The organism is Bradyrhizobium sp. GW821-FHT13H05 (genome assembly GCF_058804065.1).
The window spans coordinates 85938-108883 of the sequence record NZ_JBXAPO010000019.1; the positions used below are offsets into that span (position 1 = coordinate 85938).

At 64.0% G+C, this 22946-nt stretch carries 18 protein-coding genes; 8 read left to right on the forward strand and 10 right to left on the reverse strand.

All coding sequences use genetic code 11. From position 1 onward, the window contains the following. Positions 1-45 precede the first annotated feature (45 nt). A complete protein-coding gene (locus tag AC1RR3_RS34890; RefSeq protein WP_492829215.1) occupies positions 46-2334 on the forward strand; it encodes an arylsulfatase in 2289 nt (762 codons plus the stop codon). A 138-nt stretch (positions 2335-2472) separates the two neighbouring features. Here the strand turns inward: AC1RR3_RS34890 and AC1RR3_RS34895 are convergent, their stop codons facing one another. The 3 genes from AC1RR3_RS34895 to AC1RR3_RS34905 all read right to left on the reverse strand — a co-directional run bounded on the left by AC1RR3_RS34895 (position 2473) and on the right by AC1RR3_RS34905 (position 7419). Then, on the reverse strand, positions 2473-3039 hold the full coding sequence (locus tag AC1RR3_RS34895; RefSeq protein ID WP_492829217.1) for an invasion associated locus B family protein: 567 nt from the start codon (positions 3037-3039) through the stop codon (positions 2473-2475). Between the two features lie 64 nt (positions 3040-3103). After that, the gene (locus tag AC1RR3_RS34900; RefSeq protein ID WP_492829220.1) at positions 3104-6250 is read right to left on the reverse strand and encodes an efflux RND transporter permease subunit; all 3147 of its coding nucleotides are present in this window, start codon (positions 6248-6250) and stop codon (positions 3104-3106) included. Beyond that, positions 6247-7419 (reverse strand): efflux RND transporter periplasmic adaptor subunit, encoded by a 1173-nt coding sequence (locus tag AC1RR3_RS34905; RefSeq protein ID WP_492829221.1) that lies wholly within the window; start codon positions 7417-7419, stop codon positions 6247-6249. Before AC1RR3_RS34905 ends, AC1RR3_RS34900 begins: the two co-directional genes overlap by 4 nt. A gap of 400 nt (positions 7420-7819) precedes the next feature. Here AC1RR3_RS34905 and AC1RR3_RS34910 point away from each other — a divergent pair, with 400 nt between their 5' ends. The 7 genes from AC1RR3_RS34910 (at position 7820) to AC1RR3_RS34940 (ending at position 16488) form a co-directional block, all read left to right on the forward strand. Beyond that, the gene (locus AC1RR3_RS34910; RefSeq protein WP_492829225.1) at positions 7820-8059 is read left to right on the forward strand and encodes a hypothetical protein; all 240 of its coding nucleotides are present in this window, start codon (positions 7820-7822) and stop codon (positions 8057-8059) included. A 228-nt stretch (positions 8060-8287) separates the two neighbouring features. Further along, positions 8288-10693 carry a TonB-dependent receptor gene (locus AC1RR3_RS34915; protein ID WP_492829345.1) on the forward strand — a complete coding sequence of 802 codons (2406 nt, stop codon included), beginning with the start codon at positions 8288-8290 and terminating at the stop codon, positions 10691-10693. Between the two features lie 304 nt (positions 10694-10997). Then, on the forward strand, positions 10998-13541 hold the full coding sequence (locus AC1RR3_RS34920) for a TonB-dependent receptor (protein ID WP_492829227.1): 2544 nt from the start codon (positions 10998-11000) through the stop codon (positions 13539-13541). Positions 13542-13561: 20 nt separating this feature from the next. Continuing rightward, complete coding sequence (locus AC1RR3_RS34925) at positions 13562-14251, forward strand: Fe2+-dependent dioxygenase (protein ID WP_492829229.1); 690 nt, start codon at positions 13562-13564, stop codon at positions 14249-14251. Beyond that, positions 14248-15159, forward strand: coding sequence for a tonB-system energizer ExbB (gene exbB, locus AC1RR3_RS34930; RefSeq protein WP_492829230.1), 912 nt, complete (start codon positions 14248-14250; stop codon positions 15157-15159). The genes AC1RR3_RS34925 and exbB overlap by 4 nt, the downstream gene beginning before the upstream one ends. 3 nt (positions 15160-15162) lie before the next feature. Beyond that, complete coding sequence (gene exbD, locus AC1RR3_RS34935; protein WP_492829232.1) at positions 15163-15627, forward strand: TonB system transport protein ExbD; 465 nt, start codon at positions 15163-15165, stop codon at positions 15625-15627. 9 nt (positions 15628-15636) lie between these two features. Beyond that, positions 15637-16488: a TonB family protein gene (locus AC1RR3_RS34940; protein WP_492829234.1), complete on the forward strand. Its 852-nt coding sequence runs from the start codon at positions 15637-15639 to the stop codon at positions 16486-16488. Here the strand turns inward: AC1RR3_RS34940 and AC1RR3_RS34945 are convergent. The 7 genes from AC1RR3_RS34945 to AC1RR3_RS34975 form a co-directional block, all read right to left on the reverse strand. Continuing rightward, positions 16476-16898, reverse strand: a complete 423-nt coding sequence (locus AC1RR3_RS34945; RefSeq protein WP_492829347.1) for a hypothetical protein — start codon at positions 16896-16898, stop codon at positions 16476-16478. The genes AC1RR3_RS34940 and AC1RR3_RS34945 overlap by 13 nt on opposite strands. 63 nt (positions 16899-16961) lie before the next feature. After that, positions 16962-17642: a site-2 protease family protein gene (locus tag AC1RR3_RS34950; protein ID WP_492829236.1), complete on the reverse strand. Its 681-nt coding sequence runs from the start codon at positions 17640-17642 to the stop codon at positions 16962-16964. 164 nt (positions 17643-17806) lie between these two features. Further along, positions 17807-18199 (reverse strand): GFA family protein, encoded by a 393-nt coding sequence (locus tag AC1RR3_RS34955; protein ID WP_492829238.1) that lies wholly within the window; start codon positions 18197-18199, stop codon positions 17807-17809. Between the two features lie 3 nt (positions 18200-18202). Beyond that, the gene (locus tag AC1RR3_RS34960) at positions 18203-19375 is read right to left on the reverse strand and encodes a serine hydrolase domain-containing protein (protein ID WP_492829240.1); all 1173 of its coding nucleotides are present in this window, start codon (positions 19373-19375) and stop codon (positions 18203-18205) included. Between the two features lie 31 nt (positions 19376-19406). Further along, a complete protein-coding gene (locus AC1RR3_RS34965) occupies positions 19407-20153 on the reverse strand; it encodes an SDR family NAD(P)-dependent oxidoreductase (RefSeq protein WP_492829242.1) in 747 nt (248 codons plus the stop codon). A 17-nt stretch (positions 20154-20170) separates the two neighbouring features. Next, entirely contained in the window at positions 20171-20902 is a 732-nt protein-coding gene (locus tag AC1RR3_RS34970) for an SDR family oxidoreductase (protein ID WP_492829244.1), read from the reverse strand. A gap of 128 nt (positions 20903-21030) precedes the next feature. Further along, the gene (locus AC1RR3_RS34975; protein WP_492829246.1) at positions 21031-22860 is read right to left on the reverse strand and encodes an IlvD/Edd family dehydratase; all 1830 of its coding nucleotides are present in this window, start codon (positions 22858-22860) and stop codon (positions 21031-21033) included. Between the last annotated feature and the right edge of the window lie 86 nt (positions 22861-22946).

The window sequence follows — 22946 nt, forward strand, 5'->3', positions numbered from 1 at the left end:
GCGGGTCAACCGCGGCCCTTTTACCGGCTAAACAGGGAGGAGCAGATGAGCGCAGGCAGCGGCACGCCGTTCCGCGGCAGCGTCGGCAAGACGGTTGCGGAGTCAAAGCCCTGGTGGCCGGAGGCAGCGAGGCCGCCCGAAGGCGCGCCGAACATCCTGGTCGTGCTGTTCGACGACGTCGGCTTCTCCGATTTCGGCTGCTATGGTTCGGCGATCAAGACGCCGACCATCAACAGGCTCGCGGCGGAGGGCCTGCGCTACAGCGGTTTCCATACGACCGCGATGTGCTCGACGACGCGGGCTGCGCTGCTCACCGGACGCAATCATCATTCGGTCGGCGTCGGGTGCCTTGCCAATTTCGACTCCGGTTATCCCGGCTATCGCGGCAAGATCGCGCGCGAGGCGGGGACGCTTGCCGAGATGCTGCGCGTGCACGGCTATCGCAACTACATGGTCGGTAAATGGCACGTTACGCCGCTGACCGAGAGCGGCGCCACCGGTCCGTTCGACGGCTGGCCGCTCGGCCGCGGCTTCGATCGCTTCTACGGTTTCCTCGATGCCGAGACCGATCAATACGCGCCAGAACTCGTCTCGGACAACACGCATGTCGATCCACCGGGCACCTATGCCGATGGCTATCATCTGACCGAGGACCTGATCGATCAGTCGATCCGCTTCATCGGCGATCATGTCGCCGATCGTCCTGATATCCCGTGGCTCACCTGGGTCGCGCTCGGTGCCTGCCACGCGCCGCACCAGGCGCCGATGGAGATCATCCGCAGCTACGACGCGGCCTTCGCGCATGGCTGGGACGTTGAACGGGAGCAACGGCTGTCGCGCCAGAAGGCGATGGGATTGGTGCCTGAGGGAACGCGGATGCCGCCGCGCAATGACGGCGTGAAGGCCTGGGAGGAGCACTCCGCCGACGAGCGGCGCGTTTTTACGCGCCTGCAGGCGGCCTTCGCCGGCATGCTCGACCATTCCGATCGGCATCTTGCGCGGCTTGTCGCATTTCTGGACACGGCCGGCATTCGCGACAACACGGTGATCATCGTGATGTCCGACAATGGTGCGAGCCAGGAGGGCGGGCCACTCGGCTTCGTCAATGCGATGGGGCCGTTCAACTTCAAGCCGGAGCCGATCGCGGAGAAGCTGAGCCGTATCGACGACATCGGCGGGCCGGATACGCACAGCAATTTCCCCCATGGCTGGGCGATGGCGTCGAATACGCCGCTGCGGCGCTACAAGCAGAACACCCATGGCGGCGGCATTCGCGATCCCTTCGTCATCAACTGGCCGAAGAAGATCGCAGGCAAAGGCGAGTTGCGACACCAGTTCGTCCACGCCAGCGATCTCACACCGACGCTGCTGGAGCTGATCGGCATCGAGGCGCCCACGACGATCGCGGGCTGCCGGCAGATGCCGCTCGAAGGCGAGAGCTTTGCGCGCTCGATCATCGATGCATCCGCGCCCTCAAAGAGCTCGCCGCAATATTTCGAGATGTTCGGCCATCGCGGCCTCTGGCAGGCGGGATGGAAAGCGGTCGCCTTCCATCCATCGGGCACGCCATTCGAGAACGACAAATGGGAGCTGTTCCATCTCGACGAAGACTTCTCCGAGACCAATGACCTCGCGGCCAAGGAGCCGGAGCGTCTCGCGCGGATGATCGCGACGTGGTGGGCGGAAGCCGAGAAGCACAATGTGCTGCCGCTCGACGACCGCTTCGGACCGCGCTTTGCGGAGAACGCCGCGCGCTTCCACGGTGCGCGCCATCATTTCGTCTTCCATGCCGGTATGGGGCACGTGCCGACCGACGTTGCGCCCGATGTGCGCAGCCGCAGCTACACGATCGAGGCGCATGTCGAATTCGGTGAGCAGGGCGCTGACGGCGTGCTGATCTCGCATGGCGATGCGACGTCGGGCTACAGCCTCTATGTCAGGGATGGCCATCTCGTGCACGACCTCAACATCGGCGGCAGCCACCAGATCGTCCGCTCGGATTCCAAAGTGCCTTCAGGCGTACGGCGGCTCGGCGTGCATGTCGAACGTCTCGTGCGCAAGCAGCCGCCCGCAAAAGGCTCGCGCACCGGCGTCACCGAATACACGCTGCTGATTGACGGCGAACCTGCGGGCGCGCTCCAGACCCAGCTCGGCTTCCACACGCTGATCTCGTGGTCCGGCCTCGACATCGGCCGCGACCGCGGCAGCCCGGTGTCGCATTACGAGGCGCCGTTCGAATTCGGGGGCAGGCTGCTCCGCGTCACCGTCACCATGCACACCGACCAGAAGCTCGACGGCGATGCCGTCGGCAATGCACAGATGGCGCGGCAGTAGAGGGCTGCATCGGCGCCGTCATTGCGAGCGCAGCGAAGCAATCCAGACTGCCCTCTGCGGAAAGAGCACTGGATTGCTTCGCTACGCTCGCAATGACGAGGTGAGGGGCGTGCACTCCAGCGGGAGGCGAGAGCAGCCTTACTTGATCTTGTCGTAGGCCGCGGCGAAATCGCCGAGCGGCATCGGGATCGCGATGGTCTCCTTGGCCATGTTCTGGAAGGAGACCTTCAGCTGCTTGCCGGACCGCAAGGTCGCGAGCAGGTCCGCCGCGATCGGCGTCGAGGCGTAGCAGCCGCGGTTCTCGCAGGTCTGGATCTGGAGGTCGACCGACTTGCCTTCGTCGACCTGGAGCTTGGCGCCGACGGGCAAATTGAGACCGAGCGGCAATTGCAACAGCGCCACCGGCGTGCGGGTGTCGGGCGCGATGCGGATGTTGATCAGGATGATGGTCTGGCCGGTCTTGGTCAGCACCGCGTTCTGCTCCATCGCGCATTCGAGCGGCGCGTCGCGGCTGACGCTGGTGCAGCGCACGACCCAGCCGCCCTGCTGCGCACCATCAGCCTGGGGCTGCGTCGGAGCGGGCGCGGGCTGTGCGGCCGGAGCAGGGGGAGCAGCGTTCTTCTTGGCGCCCTGCTGGGCATACGCAGCGCCCGTCGACAACAGGAGCGCTGCGGCGAGGGCGACAAGTCTGGATTGAGCGAGCATGGCGAAACCGCGTTGGCGTGAACCGAGGGCCTCGCTGTAGCGTCGCGAGAGCCGCGGCGCAAGGTTACTCGGCGGCTTCCTTGACGGTGCCGTGCGTGGGCGTTTCGTGGCCCTCGGCATCATCCGAACGGCCCCAGCCCGAGAACCAGTTGTTGAGCCTGTCGAGATAGAGATAGACGACGGGTGTGGTGAACAGCGTCAGCGCCTGGCTGACGATCAGGCCGCCGACCATGGCGTAGCCGAGCGGCTGGCGGATCTCGGCGCCGGTGCCGTGGCCGAGCATCAGCGGCACGCCGCCGAGCAGCGCGGCCATCGTCGTCATCATGATGGGGCGGAAGCGCAACAGCGCAGCCTGACGGATCGATTCCTCCGGCGTCTTGTGGTGGTCGCGCTCTGCCGCAATGGCGAAGTCGACCATCATGATGCCGTTCTTCTTCACGATGCCGATCAGCAGAATGACGCCGATCAAGGCAATGAGGCTGAACTCGAAGCCGGCCGCCATCAGGATCGCGAGCGCGCCGACACCGGCCGAGGGCAGGGTCGACAGAATCGTGATCGGATGGATGTAGCTCTCATAGAGGATGCCGAGGATCAGGTAGACCACCACGAGGGCTGCGAGGATCAGCAGCGGCACGGTGCCGAGCGATTGCTGGAACGCCTGCGCGGTGCCCTGGAAGCTCGAGTTCAGTGTCGGCGGCGCGCCGAGCTCGGCCATCGCCTTCTGCACGGCTTCGGTGGCCTGGCCGAGCGCGACGCCTTGCGCGAGGTTGAAGCTGATCGTGATCGCCGGGAACTGGCCCTGGTGGCTGATCGAGAGCGGGCGGACCGGATCGGTGCTCCAGGTCGCGAAGGTCGACAGCGGCACCTGGTCGCCGGTCAGGGGTGATCTCAGATACAGCTTGTTCAGGCTCTCGAGGTTGCCCTGCATCTCCGGCAGGATCTCGAGGATCACCTTGTAGGTGTTGAGCTGGGTGAAATACTGCGTGACCTGCCGCTGCCCGAAGGCGTCGTACAGCGTGTCGTCGATCAGCTGCGGCTGGATGCCGTAGCGCGCGGCGGTGTCGCGGTTGATCTTGAGCTGGACCGTGGTGCCCTGCGTCTGCTGGTCGGTCGCGACGTCGCGCAGCTCCGGCAGCGTCGCCATCTTGGCGAGGATCTTCGGCGCCCAGTCGTTGAGCTCGGCGAGATCGGCATCCTGCAAGGTGAATTCGAACTGCGTGCGCGTCGGCCGGCCGCCGAGCCGGACGTCCTGGGCCGCCTGCATGTAGAGGCGGGCGCCGGACACCTTCTCGAGCTTGGGACGCAGCCGCGCGATGATCTGCTGTGCCGAGGCCCCGCGCTCGTCGCGCGGCTTCAGCGTGATGAACATGTTGCCGTTGTTGCCGGCGCGGCCGCTGCCGCCGATGTTCATGGCGATCGTGGCGATGTCAGGATCTTCCATCACGATCTTGCCGAGCTCGACCTGGCGGCGCTGCATCTCGGCGAAGGAGATGTCCTGGGAGGCTTCCGAGGTGGCGGTGATCAGGCCGACGTCCTGCTGCGGGAAGAAGCCCTTGGGGATCAGGATGAACAGGTAGATCGACAGGCCAAGCGTGGCGAAGAAGATCAGAAGCGTGGTGCGCCGCCAGGCCATTGCATGGTCGAGCACGTATTCATAGCCGCGCAGCATGCCGTCGAAGGCGGCTTCGCTCCACTGGTAGAACTTGCCGTGGGTCACTTCGCCATGGGCGCGCAGGAAGCGCGAGGCCATCATCGGCGTCAGGGTCAGCGACACGAACATCGAGACGAAGATGGTCATCGCCAGCACGACCGCGAATTCGCGGAACAGGCGGCCGATGATGCCGCCCATCAGCAGCAGCGGGATCAGCACCGCGACCAGCGAGATGCTGATCGAGACGATGGTGAAGCCGATTTCCTTGGAGCCCCGGAAGGCCGCCGCCATCGGCGATTCGCCTTCCTCGATATAGCGCGTGATATTCTCGAGCATCACGATGGCGTCGTCGACGACGAATCCGACCGCGATGGTGAGCGCCATCAGCGACAGATTGTCGAGCGAATAGCCCCAGACCCACATCAGGGCGCACGCGCCGAGCAGCGCCAGCGGAACCGTGATGGTAGGAATCACCGTCGCCCAGAAGCTGCGCAGGAAGACGAAGATGACCATGACCACGAGGGCGATGGTCAGCAGCAGCGTGAATTGCACGTCCTCGACCGCGGCGCGGATCGTCGTGGTGCGGTCGCTGATGACCTCGATCTTGATCGCGGGCGGGATTGCCGCGACGAGGCGGGGCAGGGTCGCCTTGATCCGGTCAACGGTCTCGATGACGTTGGCGCCCGGCTGCTTGAACACCACCAGGAACACGCCGCGCTTGCCGTTGGCCCAGGCTGCCTGCTTGGCGTCTTCAGCGCCGCTGACCGCCTGGCCGATGTCGCGGATTCTAAGCGGACCGCCGTTGCGATAGGCGATGATGACGTCGTTCCAGTCCTTGGACTGGGTCAGCTGGTCGTTGGCGTAGATCGTGTAGGCGCGCTTGTCGCCGTCGATATTGCCCTTGGGGCTGTCGACCGTGGTGATCGCGATCTGGCTGCGCACGTCCTCCATCGACAGGCCCTTGGCAACGAGTTTCGCCGGGTCGATCTGAATGCGGATGGACGGCTTCTGCTGGCCGCCGATGAAGACTTGCGCGACGCCGGAGAGCTGGCTGATCTGCTGGGCGAGCTGGGCGTCGACCGCGTCGCTGACGCTGGTGAGCGGCATGGTCTCCGACGTCGCCGACAGCAGCAGGATCGGCGCGTCGGCCGGGTTGACCTTGCGGTAGGTCGGCGGCGAGGGCAGGTTCTTCGGCAACTGGCCGCTGGCGGCGTTGATGGCGCCCTGCACGTCGTTGGCGGCGCCGTCGATGCTGCGGTTGAGGTCGAACTGGATGGTGATCGACGCGGTGCCGAGATAACTCGTCGAGGTCATCTGGGCGATGCCGGGGATCTGGGCGAACTGGCGCTCCAGCGGCTGGGCCACCGACGAGGCCATGGTCTCGGGGCTGCCGCCCGGCAGATTGGCGGTGATCTGGATGGTCGGGAAGTCAACCTGCGGCAGCGGGGCGACCGGCAGCAGGGGGTAGGCGACGAGACCGACGAAGAGGATGCCGGCCATCAGCAGCGAGGTGCCGATGGGATAACGGATGAAAGGTGCCGAAATCCCGCCCTCGGTCATTCCTGTCGTACCTTGTTCTGGGCCGGATCCGAGCTCGCCACCGCCGTCGAGACGAGGCTTCCGGGCTGTACCTTGAATTGTCCGCCGGTGATCACCTGCTGCCCGGGCGTGAGGCCCTCGTCGACGACCGAACGTCCGTCGATGGCGTAGCTGACCTTGATCTTGCGCACTTCGGCCTTGTTGTCCTGATTGACGGTATAAGCGTAGAGGCCGTTGGTGGAATGCTGGACCGCGTCATCCGGAACCACGGTCGCGTCCTTCAGCGTCCGTACCAGAAGGCGTGTCGAAACCGACTGGCCCGGCCAAAGCGCGTGGTCCTTGTTGTCGAACACCGCCTTGAGCCGAATAGTCCCGCTGGTCGTATCGACCTGGTTGTTGATCACCGCGAGCTTGCCCTCGGCCAGCGTCTTCTTGCCATCGGTTGTGAAGGCGATCACCTTCAGGGCGTCGGCCTTCTGGCCCTCGGCGATGTAGGGCAGCTGATCTTCCGGCGCGGTGAAGATCACCGAGATCGGCTCCACCTGCGAGATCGTGACGATCCCCGTCTGCGTGGAAGCGGTGACGATGTTGCCGACGTCGACCAGGCGCAGGCCGGCGACGCCGGTGATCGGCGACTTGATCTGGGTGTAATCGAGCTGGGTCTGGGCGTTCGAGATCGCAGCTTCGTCAGCGGCGATCTGCGCGGTCAGCTGGGCGACGGTCGAGCGCTGGGTGTCGACCCGCTGCGCGGTGGCGAACTCGCCGAGCTTCATGGCGCGCTGGAGTTCGAGATTGGCATTGGCGATATTCGCCTCGTCCTGCGCCTTCTTGGCCTTGGCCTGGTCGAGCGTGGCCTGATAGGGGCGGGGATCGATCGAGGCCAGAAGCTCGCCTTCCCGGACGATCTGGCCCTCGGTGAAGGCGATCCTGTCGATCTGGCCGTCAACCCTTGTCCGGACTTGTACGGTGTTGAAACCCGCAACCGTGCCGAGACCGGTCAGATAGACCGGGAAATCAACCTTCTGGACCGGCGCAACGCTCACGGGAATGGCGGGCGCGCGGGGCGGGCCTTTCTGTGCGGTCTGGGCTTTTCCCGCCTCCGGCGAGCCGAATTTCTGCCAACCATAGTAACCCGCGGAGGCCACGGCCGCGATGATCAGAATCCAGAGGATCGGCCGGGACTTTTTCATATCGTCTCGTGTCGGCTCGTATGCCCTAGGCAAAGAAATTTTGGGGCAATGATAGGGTTCCAGCGCGCTTGTATAATACACGCCAAGTTCCAGTGTAAACAGCACTATCGGCTGAGAATCCTAAACAATTGGAAAGCTTTGCACTGCCTAGGCAACTCTCTGGCGCGCCGGTGTGCAGTGCTGCATTTTCCCGGCGCGAACGATCGGCGTGCAAAAATTGGGCAATGCTCGCAGCCGGTGTAGGCCGAGCGCGGCGAGTCCGGAGAGGGCTGGCGCCTCGCTCGGCCGGGAGCCGCGGGATTTGTGCTTTGCGAGAATGGTTCTAAGTCGCGCGGGTCGCGTTTCGGTTGTCAGGAAAATCCGCATCGTTCATAGCGGCGCCACCACATAGGAGCGCAGGATGGACGAACTGAACGGCAAGCTGATCGCGTGTCAGATTCTGATCACGGGATTGATCGCGCGCGTCGCCAACGAGCAGCGCGATCCCCTGCGCTTCCTCACCGACTTCCGCGACGAGATCAAAGCCGTTGTGAAAGGCGTCAATATCGCCGGTATGGACAATTCCGATCGCGTGCGTGCGGTCGCGCAGCAGACCGTCGACGAATTGTTCTCGCTGATGAAGCCACCGAGCAGTGACTGACGGCTGCACAAATTGAGGTCTGAAAGCAACCTCACTGTGTCTGACTGCATCAATTTGTCGCTCGAGATTTCAGCGGTTTCAGATTCGAAATTTTAGAATCGATTTGAACTAGACCAATTCAAGTGATCTAGCCGGTCCCGCTGCATTGACGTGATTTTTTGCGACCGATAGCACCGCCTTATCGCTCATCGAAGTGAATGAGCGGACATGAAGATGGGGCGTGTTGGTATGGGGCAGGTGGTTGCACCGAAGTCGTTGCGTGCGGTGGCAGCGTTCAATCCGGTGGATGAGAAGTCCGCGGGCATTTCCGGCAAGAAGGTCTCGGCGGTCGCGAGCTTGATCGCGGCGGCGTCGGTGTCGAGCGGCGCAGAGGCGCAGCAGTCGAACCTGCCGCCGGTGACGGTCGATGCGCCGGTCCAGCGTCCGCGTCCGGCGGCGTCGAAGCCGACGCCGGATCAGGTCCGCGCGCGCAACGCACTGCGCCGCGCCGCACAGCGCCAGCAGGCGGCCCAGCAAGCCGCTCCCGCCGTCCCGGCCGGCGAAGTGGACCGGAATCCCTATTCCGATCCGGCTGCGCCCTACAAGGTCGATCACGTCCAGGCCTCGGGCAAGTTTCCCGAGCCGATGCTGAACACGCCGAAGACCATCACGGTGCTCAGCAAGGAAGTGCTCCAGGACAAAAACGCCACGACGCTGAAGGAAATCGGGCGTTCGACGGCCGGCGTGACGCTGGGCTCGGGCGAGGGCGGCAACGCGTTCGGCGACCGCTTCTTCATCCGCGGCTTCGATGCGCGCAACGACGTCTTCATCGACGGCATCCGCGATCCCGCGGTCTCCATCCGTGAGAACTTCTTCACCGAGCAGATCGAGATCCTGCGCGGTCCGGCATCCTCCTATGCCGGCCGCGGCACCGCAGGCGGCGCCATCAATATCGTCACCAAGCAGGCCGGTGACGTCAACTTCAAGCGCATGGATACCGAGTTCGGTACCGACAGGACCAAGCGCGTCACGATCGACGTCAACCAGGTCGTCGATCCGACCTTCTCGGTGCGCACCGGCGGCCTGTTCCAGGACGCCAATGTCGCAGGCCGCGACTACGTGACCGACAATCGCTGGGGCACCTTCCTCTCCACCAAGTACACCCCGACCACCGATCTCAAGATCACGACGAACTACGTTCATACCGATCTCAGCGGCCTGCCGGATTTCGGCGTTCCCTATTACAAGCAGGGCAACGTGCCGGTGACGTCGGCGGGCATTCCGCGTGGCGCCTGGTACGGCTTCCTCAACCGCGACTTCCAGACCGCGCGGCAGGATTTCGGCACCGGCACGGTGGAGTACAAGGTCAACGAGGCCATCACGCTGAGCAGCAAGGTGCGCGGCGAGCACTCGCTCTTGAACTACATCGGCACGCTGCCGCAGAATCCGGTGACGACCAACGCCAATCCGCTGCTGTGGACCACGACGGCGAGCGCGCAGAGCCGCTACCAGACCGTGGACGTGTGGGCCAACCAGAACGAGGCGACGTTCAAGCTCGATACCGGTGGGGTCAAGCACACCGCGGTGTTCGGCGTCGAATATACGAACGAGAATATTTCGATCGACCGTTACTCGGGCCTCGCGTCGGAACTGGCCGGCAGCGCGTTCACGAGCAGTGGAGCCGTCTCGGGGGTCAATCTCTACTCGCCCCAGTACACCTACGCTCCTTTCGGTACACCGTCGCTGACGGGCAATCCGACGCGTTATGGTGTCAACACCAGCAGCGTGTACGTCATGGACACCGCGAACTGGCAGGATACCATCATCGTCAATGGCGGCGTGCGCTACGATGGCTATAGCCAGAGCTCGTCCACGAACACGGCCTACCTCAAGCAGAACAACGATCTCGTCAATTACAACGTTGGCCTCGTCTACAAGCCGGTGTCGATCGGCAGCCTTTATGCCGCCTATGCAACCTCGGCCAATCCGTTCGGCTCCGAGCTTGACGCCACCGGCACCGATTACGGTGGCGTTCCCGCCAACACGACCGTCCTGCTCGGACCCGAACGCAACAAGGCCGCCGAAGTCGGCACCAAGTGGGAACTGGTGGATCGTCACCTGCTGGTGTCCGGCGCGCTGTTCCAGACCACCAAGGACAATGCGCGTGAAACCAACGCCGCAGGCTTGCTCACCGCGAACGCGGCCTACCGCATCCAGGGCATCGACATCGAGGCCGAGGGGAAGATCACCGATCGCTGGAGCGTCTTTGGCGGCATCGTGCTGATGCAGTCGAAGGTCACCCAGAGCAACATCGCCTCCAACATCGGCCTCCAACTGGCCAACGTCGCCCACCAGTCGTTCAGCATGCTCACGAAGTACAAGTTCGACGACGGCTGGGAGCTGGGTGGGCAGGCGGTGTACCGCTCGAAGGTCTATGGCGGCACGTTCGCGGCCAACACCGGCAACGAGCTGCCGAGCTATTGGCGCTTCGACGCGTTCGTCGAGAAGAAGATCGACAAGAACTGGACCATGAAGTTCTACGCCCAGAACCTCACCAACAAGCTGTACTACGACACGCTCTATCGCAGCGCAGTGCCGTTCGTCGCGGTCGCACCGGGCAGGGCGTTCTATCTCATCACGACGGCCAAGTTCTGATCGCGCCGGTCAGATCGGGGATGTCTGCCATCGCAGGCATCCCTCCGGCTTCCGCACCCGATGGCGCGTGTGTGACACCAGCATCGAAGGACAAGAGCGACGCAAGTTTAGAACGGTTACAAACTCAAGCTTAGAACGATTACAAAGTGACGCGCTCAGACAAGTTTAGAATTACTTTGAAACGGGCGGATTCCCCCGCAGTGTTGCCGTGATCGCGTTGACCCCCATTAACACGCCCGATAGCACCGATGCGTCGCGTTGTCGCAACGCGGCCAATGGAAGCATAAGCACTGTGGGGCGTGTGATGGGCATGACAAAAACACCGCGATCGTTGCGTTCGGTCGCGGTTCAGAAATCGTTCGGCAATAATTTCGATGCTGCGACGGGCAAAACCGTCTCCGCGGTCGCTGGGCTGATCGCGGTTGCTTCATGTTCTGGCGCAGAAGCGCAAACGCCGGTTCCGCCGGTCGCGGTCGAAGCGCCGGTTGCCCGGCCGCGTCCCGTAGCGTCGAAGCCCACCGCCGAGCAGGTCCGCGCGCGTAACGCGCTGCGGCGCGCGGCGCAGCGGCAGCAGGCCGCAACGGCTCCGGTTGCCAACCCGAGCCCTGGCGCTCCCGATCGCGATCCGTACGCAAATCCTGCCGCGCCTTACATGGCCACCCGGGTGCAGGCGTCGGGCAAATTCCCCGAGCCGATCCTCAACACGCCAAAAACGATCACCGTGCTTACAAAGGATGTGCTCGCGGACAAGAACGCCACGACGCTGAAGCAGGCAATCCTGAGCACGGCCGGCGTCACCCTCGGCACCGGCGAAGGCGGCAATGCCTTTGGCGACCGCTTCTTCATCCGCGGCTTCGATGCCCGCAACGACGTCTTTATCGACGGCGTGCGCGATTCCGGCGTCAGCGTCCGTGAAAACTTCTTCACCGAGCAGGTCGAGATCCTGCGTGGTCCCGGCTCGTCCTTCGCCGGCCGCGGCACGACCGGCGGCGCGATCAACATCGTGACCAAGCAGGCGACGACTGCAGGTAATTTCTACAACATGGACAGCACGTTTGGCACCGACAGGACCAAGCGCGTGGTGCTCGACGTCAACCAGGTGATCAATCCGACTTGGGCGGTGCGTGCGGGCGGCCTGTTTCAGGACGCGAATGTCGCCGGCCGTGACTATGTGACGGACAATCGCGACGGCGCGTTTGTCGCCACGACCTGGAAGCCGGTCGATGCGGCCAAAATCACCGCCAATTACATCCATACCGAGCTGACTGGCCTTCCGGATTTCGGCGTGCCTTACTACCGGCCCAGCACTGCCACCACCGCAGGCGGCCCGTTCCCGGATTTCGGTTCGAACCGAAAGAACTGGTATGGCTTTCTCAACCGCGACTTCTATCGGACCGGTCAGGACATCGGCTCGCTCAATGCCGAAGTGCAGGTCACGCCCGACCTGTTGATCACCAACAGGTTCCGGGATTCGCATTCCACCCAGAACTATATCGGAACGCTGCCGGAGGCGCCGACGCTGGTCGCTGGAGCTCCGTTTACGGCTTATACGTTGAGCGCGAATCCGCAAAGCCGCTACCAGGCCACTGACGTGATCGCCAACCAGACCGAGGCGACCTACAAGTTCGCTGACGGCGTCGGCTTCAGGCACACTGCGCTTGCCGGCTTCGAATATGATCACGAAACATCGTCCATCGACAGCTATACCGGCCTCGCTTCGGAAGCTTTGCCGGGCGGGTTCACTGGAAGCTCGTTGACAGGCGTGAGCGTGTTCAGTCCGCAATACACGAACCTCGCCTTCGGAATTCCCGGCGGTCTGACGGGGCGGCCAACCAACATCAAGATCGACACCAAGAGTGTCTACGTGATGGATACGGCTAACTACAACGACTTGCTGATTCTCAACGGCGGCGTCCGATACGACGACTACAACGTCAGGGTGAACGGCTACGGCACCGTCAACGGCGTTGCCGGCATCTTCGGACAGCAGCAGCAGGACTACGGCCTGCCCAACTTTAATCTCGGCTTGACCCTCAAGCCCTTGCCGAACGGCAGCGTATATGTTGCCTACGCTACGTCGTCCAATCCGGTCGGCGCGGAGTTCGATGGCACGAGCATTCAGTACGGCGGACTTTCGCCCGTATTGAACGGCAACCCTCCTCAGATTTTCGGGCCGGAGAAAAACAAGGCGATCGAACTCGGTACCAAGTGGGAGCTGTTCGACCGGAACTTGCTGCTCACGGCTGCGCTCTTCCAGACCGAAAAAGAAAATGCTCGCGAGTCGTTCAACGTGACCGCCGCGACTGCGACCGCTGCGTGTCCTTACACGGCGACATCGGGGAATGTCTCCTGCATAAGCGCAGGGGCCGCGTATCGCATTCGCGGCATCGACCTTGGAGTTAGCGGCAAGATTACCGACAAGTGGAGCGTCTTCGGCGGTCTCGTCTTGATGCAGTCGGAGGTTACGAAATCTCTGATCAAGCCGGCTAATCTGGCGCTCTACACCACGAACGTTGGCCTTCCGCTTTCGAACGTCGCGCACCAATCCTTCAGCCTGCTCAGCAAGTACCAGGTGAACGACATGTGGGAGCTCGGCGGCCAAGCGGTCTACCGGTCGAAGGTCTACGGAGGCACGTTCCTCGCTGCCAACCAGGGCACCTCGATCCCGAGCTACTGGCGGTTCGACGCCTTCGCTGAAGCCAAGCTCGACCAGCACTGGAAGCTGAAGCTGTTCGTGAACAACATCTTCGACAAACGCTACTACGACGCTCTGTACCAGAGCGCCGCGCCCTTCGTGCTCGAAGCACCGGGTCGCGCCGCCTATCTGGTGATTTCGGCGCGCTACTGATGGAGACATGACGAGGTGCCATGCTGACATGCATAGAGGGCGTTCTGAGCAAGGACGATGTGGCGGAGTTCCGCCGCATCATGGACGCCAGCGATTGGGAAGACGGCCGTTCCACCGCGGGCGCGCAGTCAGCAATGGTCAAGCGCAACGAGCAGTTGCCTCCTGACAGCGAGGTCGCACGCAAGCTGGGCAACCGCATCATTTCGGCGTTGACGTCGAATCCGCGGTTCCTGGCTGCTGCGATCCCGCTCCAGATCTTCCCGCCGCTGTTCAACCGCTATGCGGCCAACAGCGGCCACCATTTCGGCCTGCATGTCGACAATGCGATCCGCGGCGACCGCCTGACCGGCCTTCGCATCCGCACAGACCTGTCGGTTACGCTGTTCCTCGCCGAGCCGGACGAGTACGATGGTGGCGAACTTGTGATCGAGGACACCTACGGTTCGCACGAAGTCAAGTTGCCAGCCGGCGACTGCGTGCTCTATCCCTCGACAAGCCTGCATCTCGTGACGCCGGTGACAAGGGGGACGCGGGTTGCGTCTTTCTTCTGGCTTCAGAGCATGATACGGGACGATCAAGCCCGTACCATGATTTTTGACCTCGACACCGCGATTCAGGCGCTGGTGGAACGGCTCGGGCGTGACGATCCCGAAACGGTCAAATTGACGGGTATCTATCACAACCTCATTCGCTACTGGGCCGAAGTATGAAGATCATGTCCTTCCAAGCAAGCCTCGCCGCCGCCTTGATGCTGGCGGCCGCCTGGCTCGCATCCCCTGTTTCTGCCCAGACACAAAGCCCGGCGGCGCCGCCGGCAGCTCAAGCGCCCGCCGCCAGTCCGGCCCCGGCTGCTGCTGCGCCGGCCGCGCCCTCGGCCACCGCACCGGCGGCGGCGAAGTCCGACGTGGTGTCCATTGGCGTGCCCGCCATGAAGGAATTGTCGCCCTGGGTGATGTTCCTGTCGGCGGACGTCGTCGTGAAGGCGGTGATGATCGGGCTCGCCTTTGCCTCGCTGATGACCTGGACCGTCCTGATCGCCAAGTCGTTCGAGCTGTCGGTCGCGTCCGCCAAGCTGCGTTCGGCGCTGAAGAAGATCGCGGAAGCGCGCTCGCTGGCCGAGGCGCAAATGGCGCTGGGCGCCAAGGCGGGCATCCTTCCGTCCTTCCTGGCGGCGGCGTTGCGCGAAGCGCGGATGTCGGCCGGCCTGTCCAGCGATACCGGCATCAAGGAGCGGGCGGCTTCGAGCTTCTCGGAGATCGTGCGCGCGGAGGCGCGGCGCATCCGCATCGGCATGGGCGTGCTCGCGACCATCGGCTCGACATCGCCCTTCGTCGGCCTGTTCGGCACGGTGTGGGGCATCATGAACAGCTTCATCGGCATCTCGAAGTCGCAGACCACGAACCTCGCCGTCGTCGCGCCCGGCATCGCCGAGGCGCTGCTCGCCACCGCGATCGGCCTCGTCGCCGCCATTCCCGCCGTCATCATCTACAACCACTTCTCGCGCGTGACGAAGAGCTATCTCGAGCTCGTCAGCCGTGCCTCCGGCGCGGCGGCGCGGCTGCTCTCGCGCGATCTCGACCGCAGCCACGGCAGCGTGCATTCGCGCGCGGCGGAGTGAACCATGGCCGTTTCGCTTACAGACAACGATGACGACGACGATTTCTCGGAAACGCATGACATCAACGTCACGCCGTTCATCGACGTCATCCTGGTGCTGCTGATCATCTTCATGGTCGCGGCTCCGCTCTCGACGGTCGACCTGCCGATCGATCTGCCGACGTCGAGCGCGATGCCGCAGAAGAAGCCGGACAAGCCGACCTACCTCAGCATCAGGCGCGATCTGACGATCGCCATCGGCGAGGAGACGGTCCACCGCGCCGAGCTGACCATGACCCTCGACTCGATGTCCGACATGAGCAAGGACAAGTACGTGTTCCTGCGTGCCGACCGTTCCGTTCCTTACGGCGAGTTGATGAACGTCATGGAGCTGCTGCGTTCCGGCGGTTATTCGCGGGTGAAGCTGGTTGCGCTCGAAGGGCCTCCCACGGCGGCGGGAGCGCCTGCTGTGGGCGCCGCGCAGCATTAGAGGTTCGTCATGTCAGACGCCGAGCTCGAACCCAGATCGTTCCGAAGGCTTTGGATTTTGCCTGTCGCCCTTTGGACGCTGGCTGCCGTCGCGGCGGTCGCCCTCCATGTGGGTGGTGCGGCGCTCGCGCTTGCAAATCTGAAGGCCGACGACGGCGACGAAGGGCTGGGCGCTGCAGGGGCGGAGTTCGCGGTCGAGATGACGTCGCCGCCGGCTCAGGAATCCGACAGGGCACCCGGGCCCCAGGATTCCGAGGAGCAGGAAGAGCGCCCGGAAATGCCCGAGCAGAAGGCCGAGGTCAAAGAGTCGGACCTGCCGCAGGATCGGCCGCAACAAGTTGAGGAGGCCGATCGCCTCGTCACCGAGAACAAGCCGAAGAAAGAGCCGGACGAGGAGCCGAAGATCGCCGCCGTCGAAACGCCGGCCATGGAGGCCGCGCAGAAGTCGATTGCGATGGAGCGGCAGACCTTCGAGGATGCAACGCGCGAGGCCGAGAAAGCCATGGCGCCGGTGCTCGGTATCGGCAAGGACCTCCTGAAGCTGACGGCCGACTGGAACCGCAAGATCAGCGCGCATCTTTCGGCGCACAAGGTCAATCCGGAAGGCAAGGACCCCAACAACGAGACGGCCAAGGTGAGCTTTGCGCTCAACCGGATGGGCAACGTGCTTTCGGTGGAGGTCGTGACGTCATCAGGGGATAAATCCTACGATGCCGCCGCGATCGCCATGGTCCGCAAGTCCGACCCGTTCCCGCAACCGCCTGCCGCGCTGACCGAGGACCGGATCGAGCGCACGGTCGAAATCGTCTTCAAGCCGCCATCGGAAGAGAAGAAAAAGAAGAAACAGGCTCAGCGCCAGTAGAGCCGGATCCCGACATAGACCACCACCAGGCAGGCGAAGATCAGCGCCACCGGAAGGGGCCGTTTCTGGGTTCCGCCAGCCGCGGCCGCCCCGAAGAAGCTGGCCTTCTTCGGTTTCGGGGCCGGGCGGCGAAAGGCGGTAACATTGTCCGCTGCCGCTTCGGGCGGGCGGGTGCGGACGTCGGGCGGGGTTCCCGCGCCGCCCATCTCGGCATAGTAGGCCCTGTAGATCGCGCCGATCGTGGCCTCGCTGGCCTCGCCCTCGCTCATCTGCGCCAGCAGGTTCTTGTAGCTGGCGAGGAACTCCTGGGCCTCCGGAGGCAGCGCGGACGAGCCGTTGAGCTTGGCCATCATCTTCCAGGTGGCAAAATCGGCGCGGGCACGGGTGTCCGCGCGTCGCGCGATCAGCATATCGGCAGCTTTGACCAAGTCGGCCTCTGGCCCTTCGGCTTGTGTTCGTGGGTGGCTGTTCAACTACGCATTGCCGGTCAGAAAGAGAACAGCCTGAATCACATAACCGGTCAACGTTCGCAGTATTGCTGAAATAACATCAAGATTTAGACCGAACTGCGAGCCCGCCAGCGGCAGCAGGATCAACAGGCCGATCAGGATCAACATCCCGAACGGCTCGAGCCGGGCCAGCGGCAGCGCGAGCGGCCGCGGTAACAGCCCGACCGCGACGCGGCCGCCATCGAGCGGCGGGATCGGCATCATGTTGAAGACGGCCAGGATGGCGTTGATCACGAGGGCGTTCTTGAGGTTGTCGGCGACCCATTTCGCCGCACTTGCCGGCACCAGGGGCAGGGCGTGGAAGGCGAGGGCCGCGGCGAGCGCCAGCAGGATGTTGGTGACGGGCCCGGCCAGCGCCACCCAGACCATGTCGAGCCTGGGGTTATTGAGCTTGCGGAAATTCACCGGCACGGGCTTGGCGTAGCCGAACAGGAACGGCGAATGCGCAAACAGCAGCATCGCCGGCAGGATCAGGGTGCCGAACGGCTCGATGTGCCTGATAGGATTGAAGCTGACGCGGCCAAGCTGCCAGGCCGTGTTGTCGCCGAGGCGATGCGCGACGAAGCCGTGCGCGGCCTCGTGAAAGGTGATGGCGAGCACCAGCGGCAGTACCCACACCGAAAGGTCATAGAAGGAAATGTTCACGGCTCGTCTTTCCGGTGCTGCCTGCGGCTTCCAGCCGACCAGCCGAACCGGCGGTGCAGCGCTGCTTCACCTGAACATAGGGTGGCCGATTCTGAAATGCCACGCTGCAAATGACGGGTGAGACCGCAGCCGTCGCGCCGGGCCAGCCGTGGCGCCGCGCGAATTCAAGCCGGAATCGTCCCCTGATATTGCGTCAGGCCGTCGTCGAGCTTCAGCCAGGCGAGCTTCTCCGACACCCAGATGTGCTCGGTCGGCGTAAAGGCGTTGCGATCGTCGAAGGTCGTGAGCGAAACGCCCGCCAGCGTGCCGTTGCGCCGCCAGGAGAACAGGCGCGTGCCGCAGCGCTTGCAGAACACGCGGTCGATGGCCTCGGACGACGCATAGCGCTCGGTGTCGCCCTCGACAGTGAGGGCGCGCTGGTCGAACTGCGCGCGAGCAAAATAGGGCGAGCCCATCGCCTTCTGGCACATGCGGCAATGGCAGATGCGGACGTTGAGCGGCTCGCCCTCCGCCTTGAACCGCACCGCGCCGCACAGGCATCCACCTTCCCGGATCATGGCTCAGCCCACCCGCCATTCGCCGACCTGGCGCGCCATGTTCCAGTTGAGATTGTCGAGATCGCCATCCATGTCGGAATTCCTGCGTCTGGTGTTGGTGAAGGCGGCCCAGCAGAAGCCGCCATGGGTGCGCACGGCAATCGTGCTGGTGCCCGGCAGGCTGCCATTGTGCCACCAATTGTCGTGTTTGTTGACACAGAAACCCTTGGCATAGTCCGGGCTGTAGCTGGGCGCGGTGGTCATGACCTCGATGGTGCGCGGCCGCAGGATGTTGGCCGGCCTGGTGTAGCCGTCCACATGCATCAGGAATTGCACGAGATCCGCCGGCGTCGCGATCCAGCCGCCATGGGAATCCATCCGCCGGACATTCATGCTGTAGGGGCCTTCACCCTGGCCGTAATAGACGACTTCGCCGGCCTGGCGCTGCTCACGCGTGTCGCCCGCGATCGTCATGTCCGTGACGCCGCAGCGCGCGAGCACCTCGGTGCGGACATGCTCGGCATAGGGCTGGCCGGTGAGCCTCTCGATCACGCGGCCGAGCACGCAATAGCCGAAATTCGAGTAGGCGTAGCGTTGGCCGGGCGGCCGGTCGAGCGGCCGGTTGGCAAGCGTCCAGGTGATCAGTTGCGCGTGATCCATGTGCGGATGCGTGAACATGGGATCGCGGTTGTCGTTGCTCCAGCCGCCAGCGGTGTGGGTCAGGAGATGCTCGAGCGTGATTTGGTCGATGCCGGCGGAGTAGGGCGGCGGTCCGTAATCGGTGCCGAGCAGCGCCCCCGGGCCGAACACGCGATCGGTCAGCTTGAGGCGGTTCTCCTCGATCAGGCGAAAGATCGTGACCGACGTGATCATCTTGCTGACGCTGGCGATCCGGAACAGATGCCGCGGCGTCACGGCCTCGCTCCGCTCGATATCGGCAACACCGAAGGCCTCCTCGTGGACAACGGTGCCGGCATAGCCGATCGCAACGGACAGTGCCGGCACGCCGTACTTGTCCATGAAGCTGTGTGCGAGCCGTGCCATGGCGCCGCGCTCGGCCGGCGAGGGCGGACGGATGCTCGGTGGGTTGGGCGCGAGTTGCGCGAGCGCCGCGCGCGACAGCAGTGGCAGCGCGCCCGCGCCCGCCACGAGCTTCACGACATCCCGTCGTCCAAAATCCCGACGTCCAAGCCGCATGGTCCGCCCCTTCGCAAGGGCGGCCACTGCCTCAGTAGGTCGCCCGTCCACCGGAAATATCAAACACCGCGCCGGTGGAGAAGGCACAATCTTCGGATGCGAGCCAGCTCACCATAGCGGCGAGCTCTTCCACCAGCACGAAGCGCGCCTTCGGGATCTTCGACAGCATGAAGTCGATATGCTGCTGCGTCATCTGGTCGAAGATCGCGGTTTTCGCCGCGGCCGGCGTCACCGCATTCACCAGGATGTCATGTGCGGCCAATTCCTTGCCGAGCGACTTCGTCAGCGCGATCAGGCCGGCCTTGGAGGCCGAATAGTGCGAGGCGTTGGGATTGCCTTCCTTGCCGGCGATCGAGGCGATGTTCACGATGCGCCCGTATTTCTGCTTGAGCATCACCGGCACGATCGCCTTGCAGACGATGAAGGGGCCGTCGAGGTTGATGCGCAGCACCTTGCGCCATTCCTCAAGGTCGGTCTCCCAGACCGGCTTGTTGACGCCGGCAATGCCGGCATTGTTGACGAGGATGTCAATCTTGCCGAACGCGGCCAGCGTCGCATCGCGCGCCTGCTCGACGGCTGCGGTGTCGGTGACGTCGACCTTGAAGACTTTTGTTTCGCCGCCGACTTCCTTGGCGGTCTTCTCAGCCAGTGCGGCATCGAAATCCCAGATCGCGACCTTGGCGCCGGAGGCGACGAAGCGCTCGGTGATGGCGCGGCCAAAGCCTTGCGCGCCGCCGGTGACGATTGCGACGCGGCCGTTGAGATCGATCTTGTTCATGCTGGAGGCCTCTGGCGTCAGAGCATGTAGCCGCCGTCGACGACGAGGTCGACACCGGTGGTGAAGGCGCTCTCGTCGCTGCCGAGATAGACCGCCATGGACGCGATCTCGTCGGCGGTGCCGAGCCGGCCCATCTTCTGGCGGGAGATGAACATCTCCTTGCCCTGGGGCCCTTGCGCCGCGGCGCGGTCGAGCATCGAGGGGGTCTCGACGGTGCCGGGGCAGATCGAGTTGCAGCGGATGCCCTTGGTGATGAAGTCGAGCGCGACCGCGCGCGTCAACAGCGACACGGCGGCTTTCGACGAGCTGTAGACATAACGGTTGGCCGGCGGACGCAGCGCGGCGCAGGACGAGATGTTGACGATGCTGCCGCCGCCGCCCGCGAGCATGTCGGGCAGGAACGCCCTGATGGTCCGGTGCATCGACTTGACGTTGAGGTCGAACGAGAAGTCGAAATCCTCTTCCGAACATTCCAGGATGGTGCCGTGATGCACGAAGCCGGCTGCGTTGAGCAGGATGTCGATCTTGCCGATACGCTTGGCAAAGGCGTTGACGTCGGCGGTGTTGCGCACGTCAAGCTTGGCGACCTCGGCGATGCCTTCCTTGGTCAGATCAGCGATGCCGCTCTCGTTGATGTCGGTGGCGATGACGGTTGCGCCTTCACGCGCGAATGCGAGAGCGCAGGCGCGCCCGATGCCGGCTGCCGCGGCCGTGATGACGGCGCGTTTTCCCTTGAGGCGGTCTGCCATGGTGTTGTTCTCCTCACCTTGAATTGGAATTTCGAGCCGTCATTGCGAGCGAAGCGAAGCAATCCAGAATCTTGCCGTGGAGGCAGTCTGGATTGCTTCGTCGCTTCGCTCCTCGCAGTGACGAGTGGTCAGTGATTGTCCCGCGCCACACCAAAGGTGCCGGCGACGTTCTGATACCGCGTGGCGAGTTCCATGCAGGCGCCGGTCGATTGCTGGCCGACGGTGTTGCGATAAAGCTCCTGCCACGGCGTCTGGTTTGCCGGATGCTTGAAGCCGCCACCCGCCATCAGCTCGGCGTGACGCTTCTTCACCTCGTCGTCCGAGATCAGGATGTTGGCGCTGCCCTTGTTGAGGTCGATGCGCACCTTGTCGCCGGTCTTGAGGATCGCGAGACCGCCATTGGCGGCGGCTTCCGGCGAGGCGTTCAGGATCGAGGGCGAGCCCGAGGTGCCGGACTGGCGGCCGTCACCGATGCAGGGCAGGGAGTGGATGCCGCGTTTGATCAGGGCTGCCGGCGGCTGCATGTTCACGACCTCGGCACCACCGGGGTAGCCGATCGGGCCGGTGCCGCGGATGAACAGCACGCAGCGCTCGTCGATGTCGAGCGAGGCATCGTCGATCCGTTCGTGATAGTCCTCCGGGCCCTCGAACACGATGGCGCGGCCTTCGAAGGCGTTGAGGTCTTTCGGATTGCTCAGGTAGCGGTCGCGAAACTCCTTGGAGATCACGCTGGTCTTCATGATCGCGGAGTCGAACAGATTGCCCTTCAGCACCAGGAAGCCGGCGTCCTTCACCAGCGGCTTGTCGTAGGCCCGGATCACGTCGTTGTCGGGCGCGGGCGCATCCTTGCAGTTCTCGCCGATGCCGCGGCCGTTGACGGTGACCGCGTCCTCATGGATGCGCTTGTGCTTCATCAGCTCGCGCACCACGGCCGGCACGCCGCCGGCGCGGTGGAATTCCTCGCCGAGATAGAAGCCGGCCGGCTGCATGTTGACCAGCAGCGGCACGTCGTGGCCGACCTTCTGCCAGTCGTCGATCGACAGCTCGACGCCGATATGGCGGGCCAGCGCGTTGATGTGGATCGGCGCGTTGGTCGAGCCGCCGATCGCCGAGTTGATCACGATGCAGTTCTCGAACGCCTTGCGGGTCAGGATGTCCGAGGGCTTGAGGTCCTCCCAGACCATCTCGACGGCGCGCTTGCCGGTTTCATACGCAATCTGGCCGCGCTCGCGATAGGGGGCGGGGATCGCCGCACAGCCCGGCAGCGAGAAGCCGAGCGCTTCGGCAAGCCCGTTCATGGTCGACGCCGTGCCCATGGTGTTGCAATGGCCGACCGAGGGCGCCGATGACGCCACGATCTCCATGAACTCCTCATAGTCGATCTCGCCGGCGGCGAGCCGCTCGCGCGACTTCCAGACGATGGTGCCGGAGCCGGTGCGCTCGCCATTGTGCCAGCCGTTCAGCATCGGGCCGCCCGACAGCACGATCGCGGGCAGGTTGACCGTTGCCGCCGCCATCATGCAGGCGGGCGTGGTCTTGTCGCAGCCGGTGGTCAGCACCACGCCGTCGAGCGGGTAGCCGTAGAGGATTTCGACGAGGCCGAGATAAGCGAGGTTGCGGTCGAGCGCCGCGGTCGGGCGCTTGCCGGTCTCCTGAATCGGGTGGGTCGGAAATTCCATCGCGATGCCGCCGGCCTCGCGGATGCCTTCGCGGACGCGATGCGCCAGCTCGATGTGGTGGCGGTTGCAGGGGGAGAGGTCGTTGCCGGTCTGCGCGATGCCGATGATCGGCTTGCCGGACTGGAGCTCGGCGCGGGTGAGGCCGTAGTTCAGATAGCGCTCCATATAGAGCGCGGTCATGCCCGGATTGTGCGGGTTGTTGAACCATTCCTGCGAGCGAAGGTGGCGGCGGGTGCCGTTACCGGCGGGCGCGTGCCCATTGGTTGGCTTTTTTGTCATTGGTTTCTCCTGCAATGCAAACGCACGGGCGTCCGTATCATGGTGTCGGCTTGTGCGATGCCCAACGGCGTGAGCGATGGTGTGCC

Coding starts and splice junctions, on each gene's coding strand:
- AC1RR3_RS34890 (WP_492829215.1), top strand. CDS start 46: ATGAGCGCAGGCAGCGGCACGCCGTTCCGCGGCAGCGTCGGCAAGACG.
- AC1RR3_RS34895 (WP_492829217.1), bottom strand. CDS start 3,039: ATGCTCGCTCAATCCAGACTTGTCGCCCTCGCCGCAGCGCTCCTGTTG.
- AC1RR3_RS34900 (WP_492829220.1), bottom strand. CDS start 6,250: ATGACCGAGGGCGGGATTTCGGCACCTTTCATCCGTTATCCCATCGGC.
- AC1RR3_RS34905 (WP_492829221.1), bottom strand. CDS start 7,419: ATGAAAAAGTCCCGGCCGATCCTCTGGATTCTGATCATCGCGGCCGTG.
- AC1RR3_RS34910 (WP_492829225.1), top strand. CDS start 7,820: ATGGACGAACTGAACGGCAAGCTGATCGCGTGTCAGATTCTGATCACG.
- AC1RR3_RS34915 (WP_492829345.1), top strand. CDS start 8,288: ATGGGGCAGGTGGTTGCACCGAAGTCGTTGCGTGCGGTGGCAGCGTTC.
- AC1RR3_RS34920 (WP_492829227.1), top strand. CDS start 10,998: ATGGGCATGACAAAAACACCGCGATCGTTGCGTTCGGTCGCGGTTCAG.
- AC1RR3_RS34925 (WP_492829229.1), top strand. CDS start 13,562: ATGCTGACATGCATAGAGGGCGTTCTGAGCAAGGACGATGTGGCGGAG.
- exbB (WP_492829230.1), top strand. CDS start 14,248: ATGAAGATCATGTCCTTCCAAGCAAGCCTCGCCGCCGCCTTGATGCTG.
- exbD (WP_492829232.1), top strand. CDS start 15,163: ATGGCCGTTTCGCTTACAGACAACGATGACGACGACGATTTCTCGGAA.
- AC1RR3_RS34940 (WP_492829234.1), top strand. CDS start 15,637: ATGTCAGACGCCGAGCTCGAACCCAGATCGTTCCGAAGGCTTTGGATT.
- AC1RR3_RS34945 (WP_492829347.1), bottom strand. CDS start 16,898: ATGCTGATCGCGCGACGCGCGGACACCCGTGCCCGCGCCGATTTTGCC.
- AC1RR3_RS34955 (WP_492829238.1), bottom strand. CDS start 18,199: ATGATCCGGGAAGGTGGATGCCTGTGCGGCGCGGTGCGGTTCAAGGCG.
- AC1RR3_RS34960 (WP_492829240.1), bottom strand. CDS start 19,375: ATGCGGCTTGGACGTCGGGATTTTGGACGACGGGATGTCGTGAAGCTC.
- AC1RR3_RS34965 (WP_492829242.1), bottom strand. CDS start 20,153: ATGAACAAGATCGATCTCAACGGCCGCGTCGCAATCGTCACCGGCGGC.
- AC1RR3_RS34970 (WP_492829244.1), bottom strand. CDS start 20,902: ATGGCAGACCGCCTCAAGGGAAAACGCGCCGTCATCACGGCCGCGGCA.
- AC1RR3_RS34975 (WP_492829246.1), bottom strand. CDS start 22,860: ATGACAAAAAAGCCAACCAATGGGCACGCGCCCGCCGGTAACGGCACC.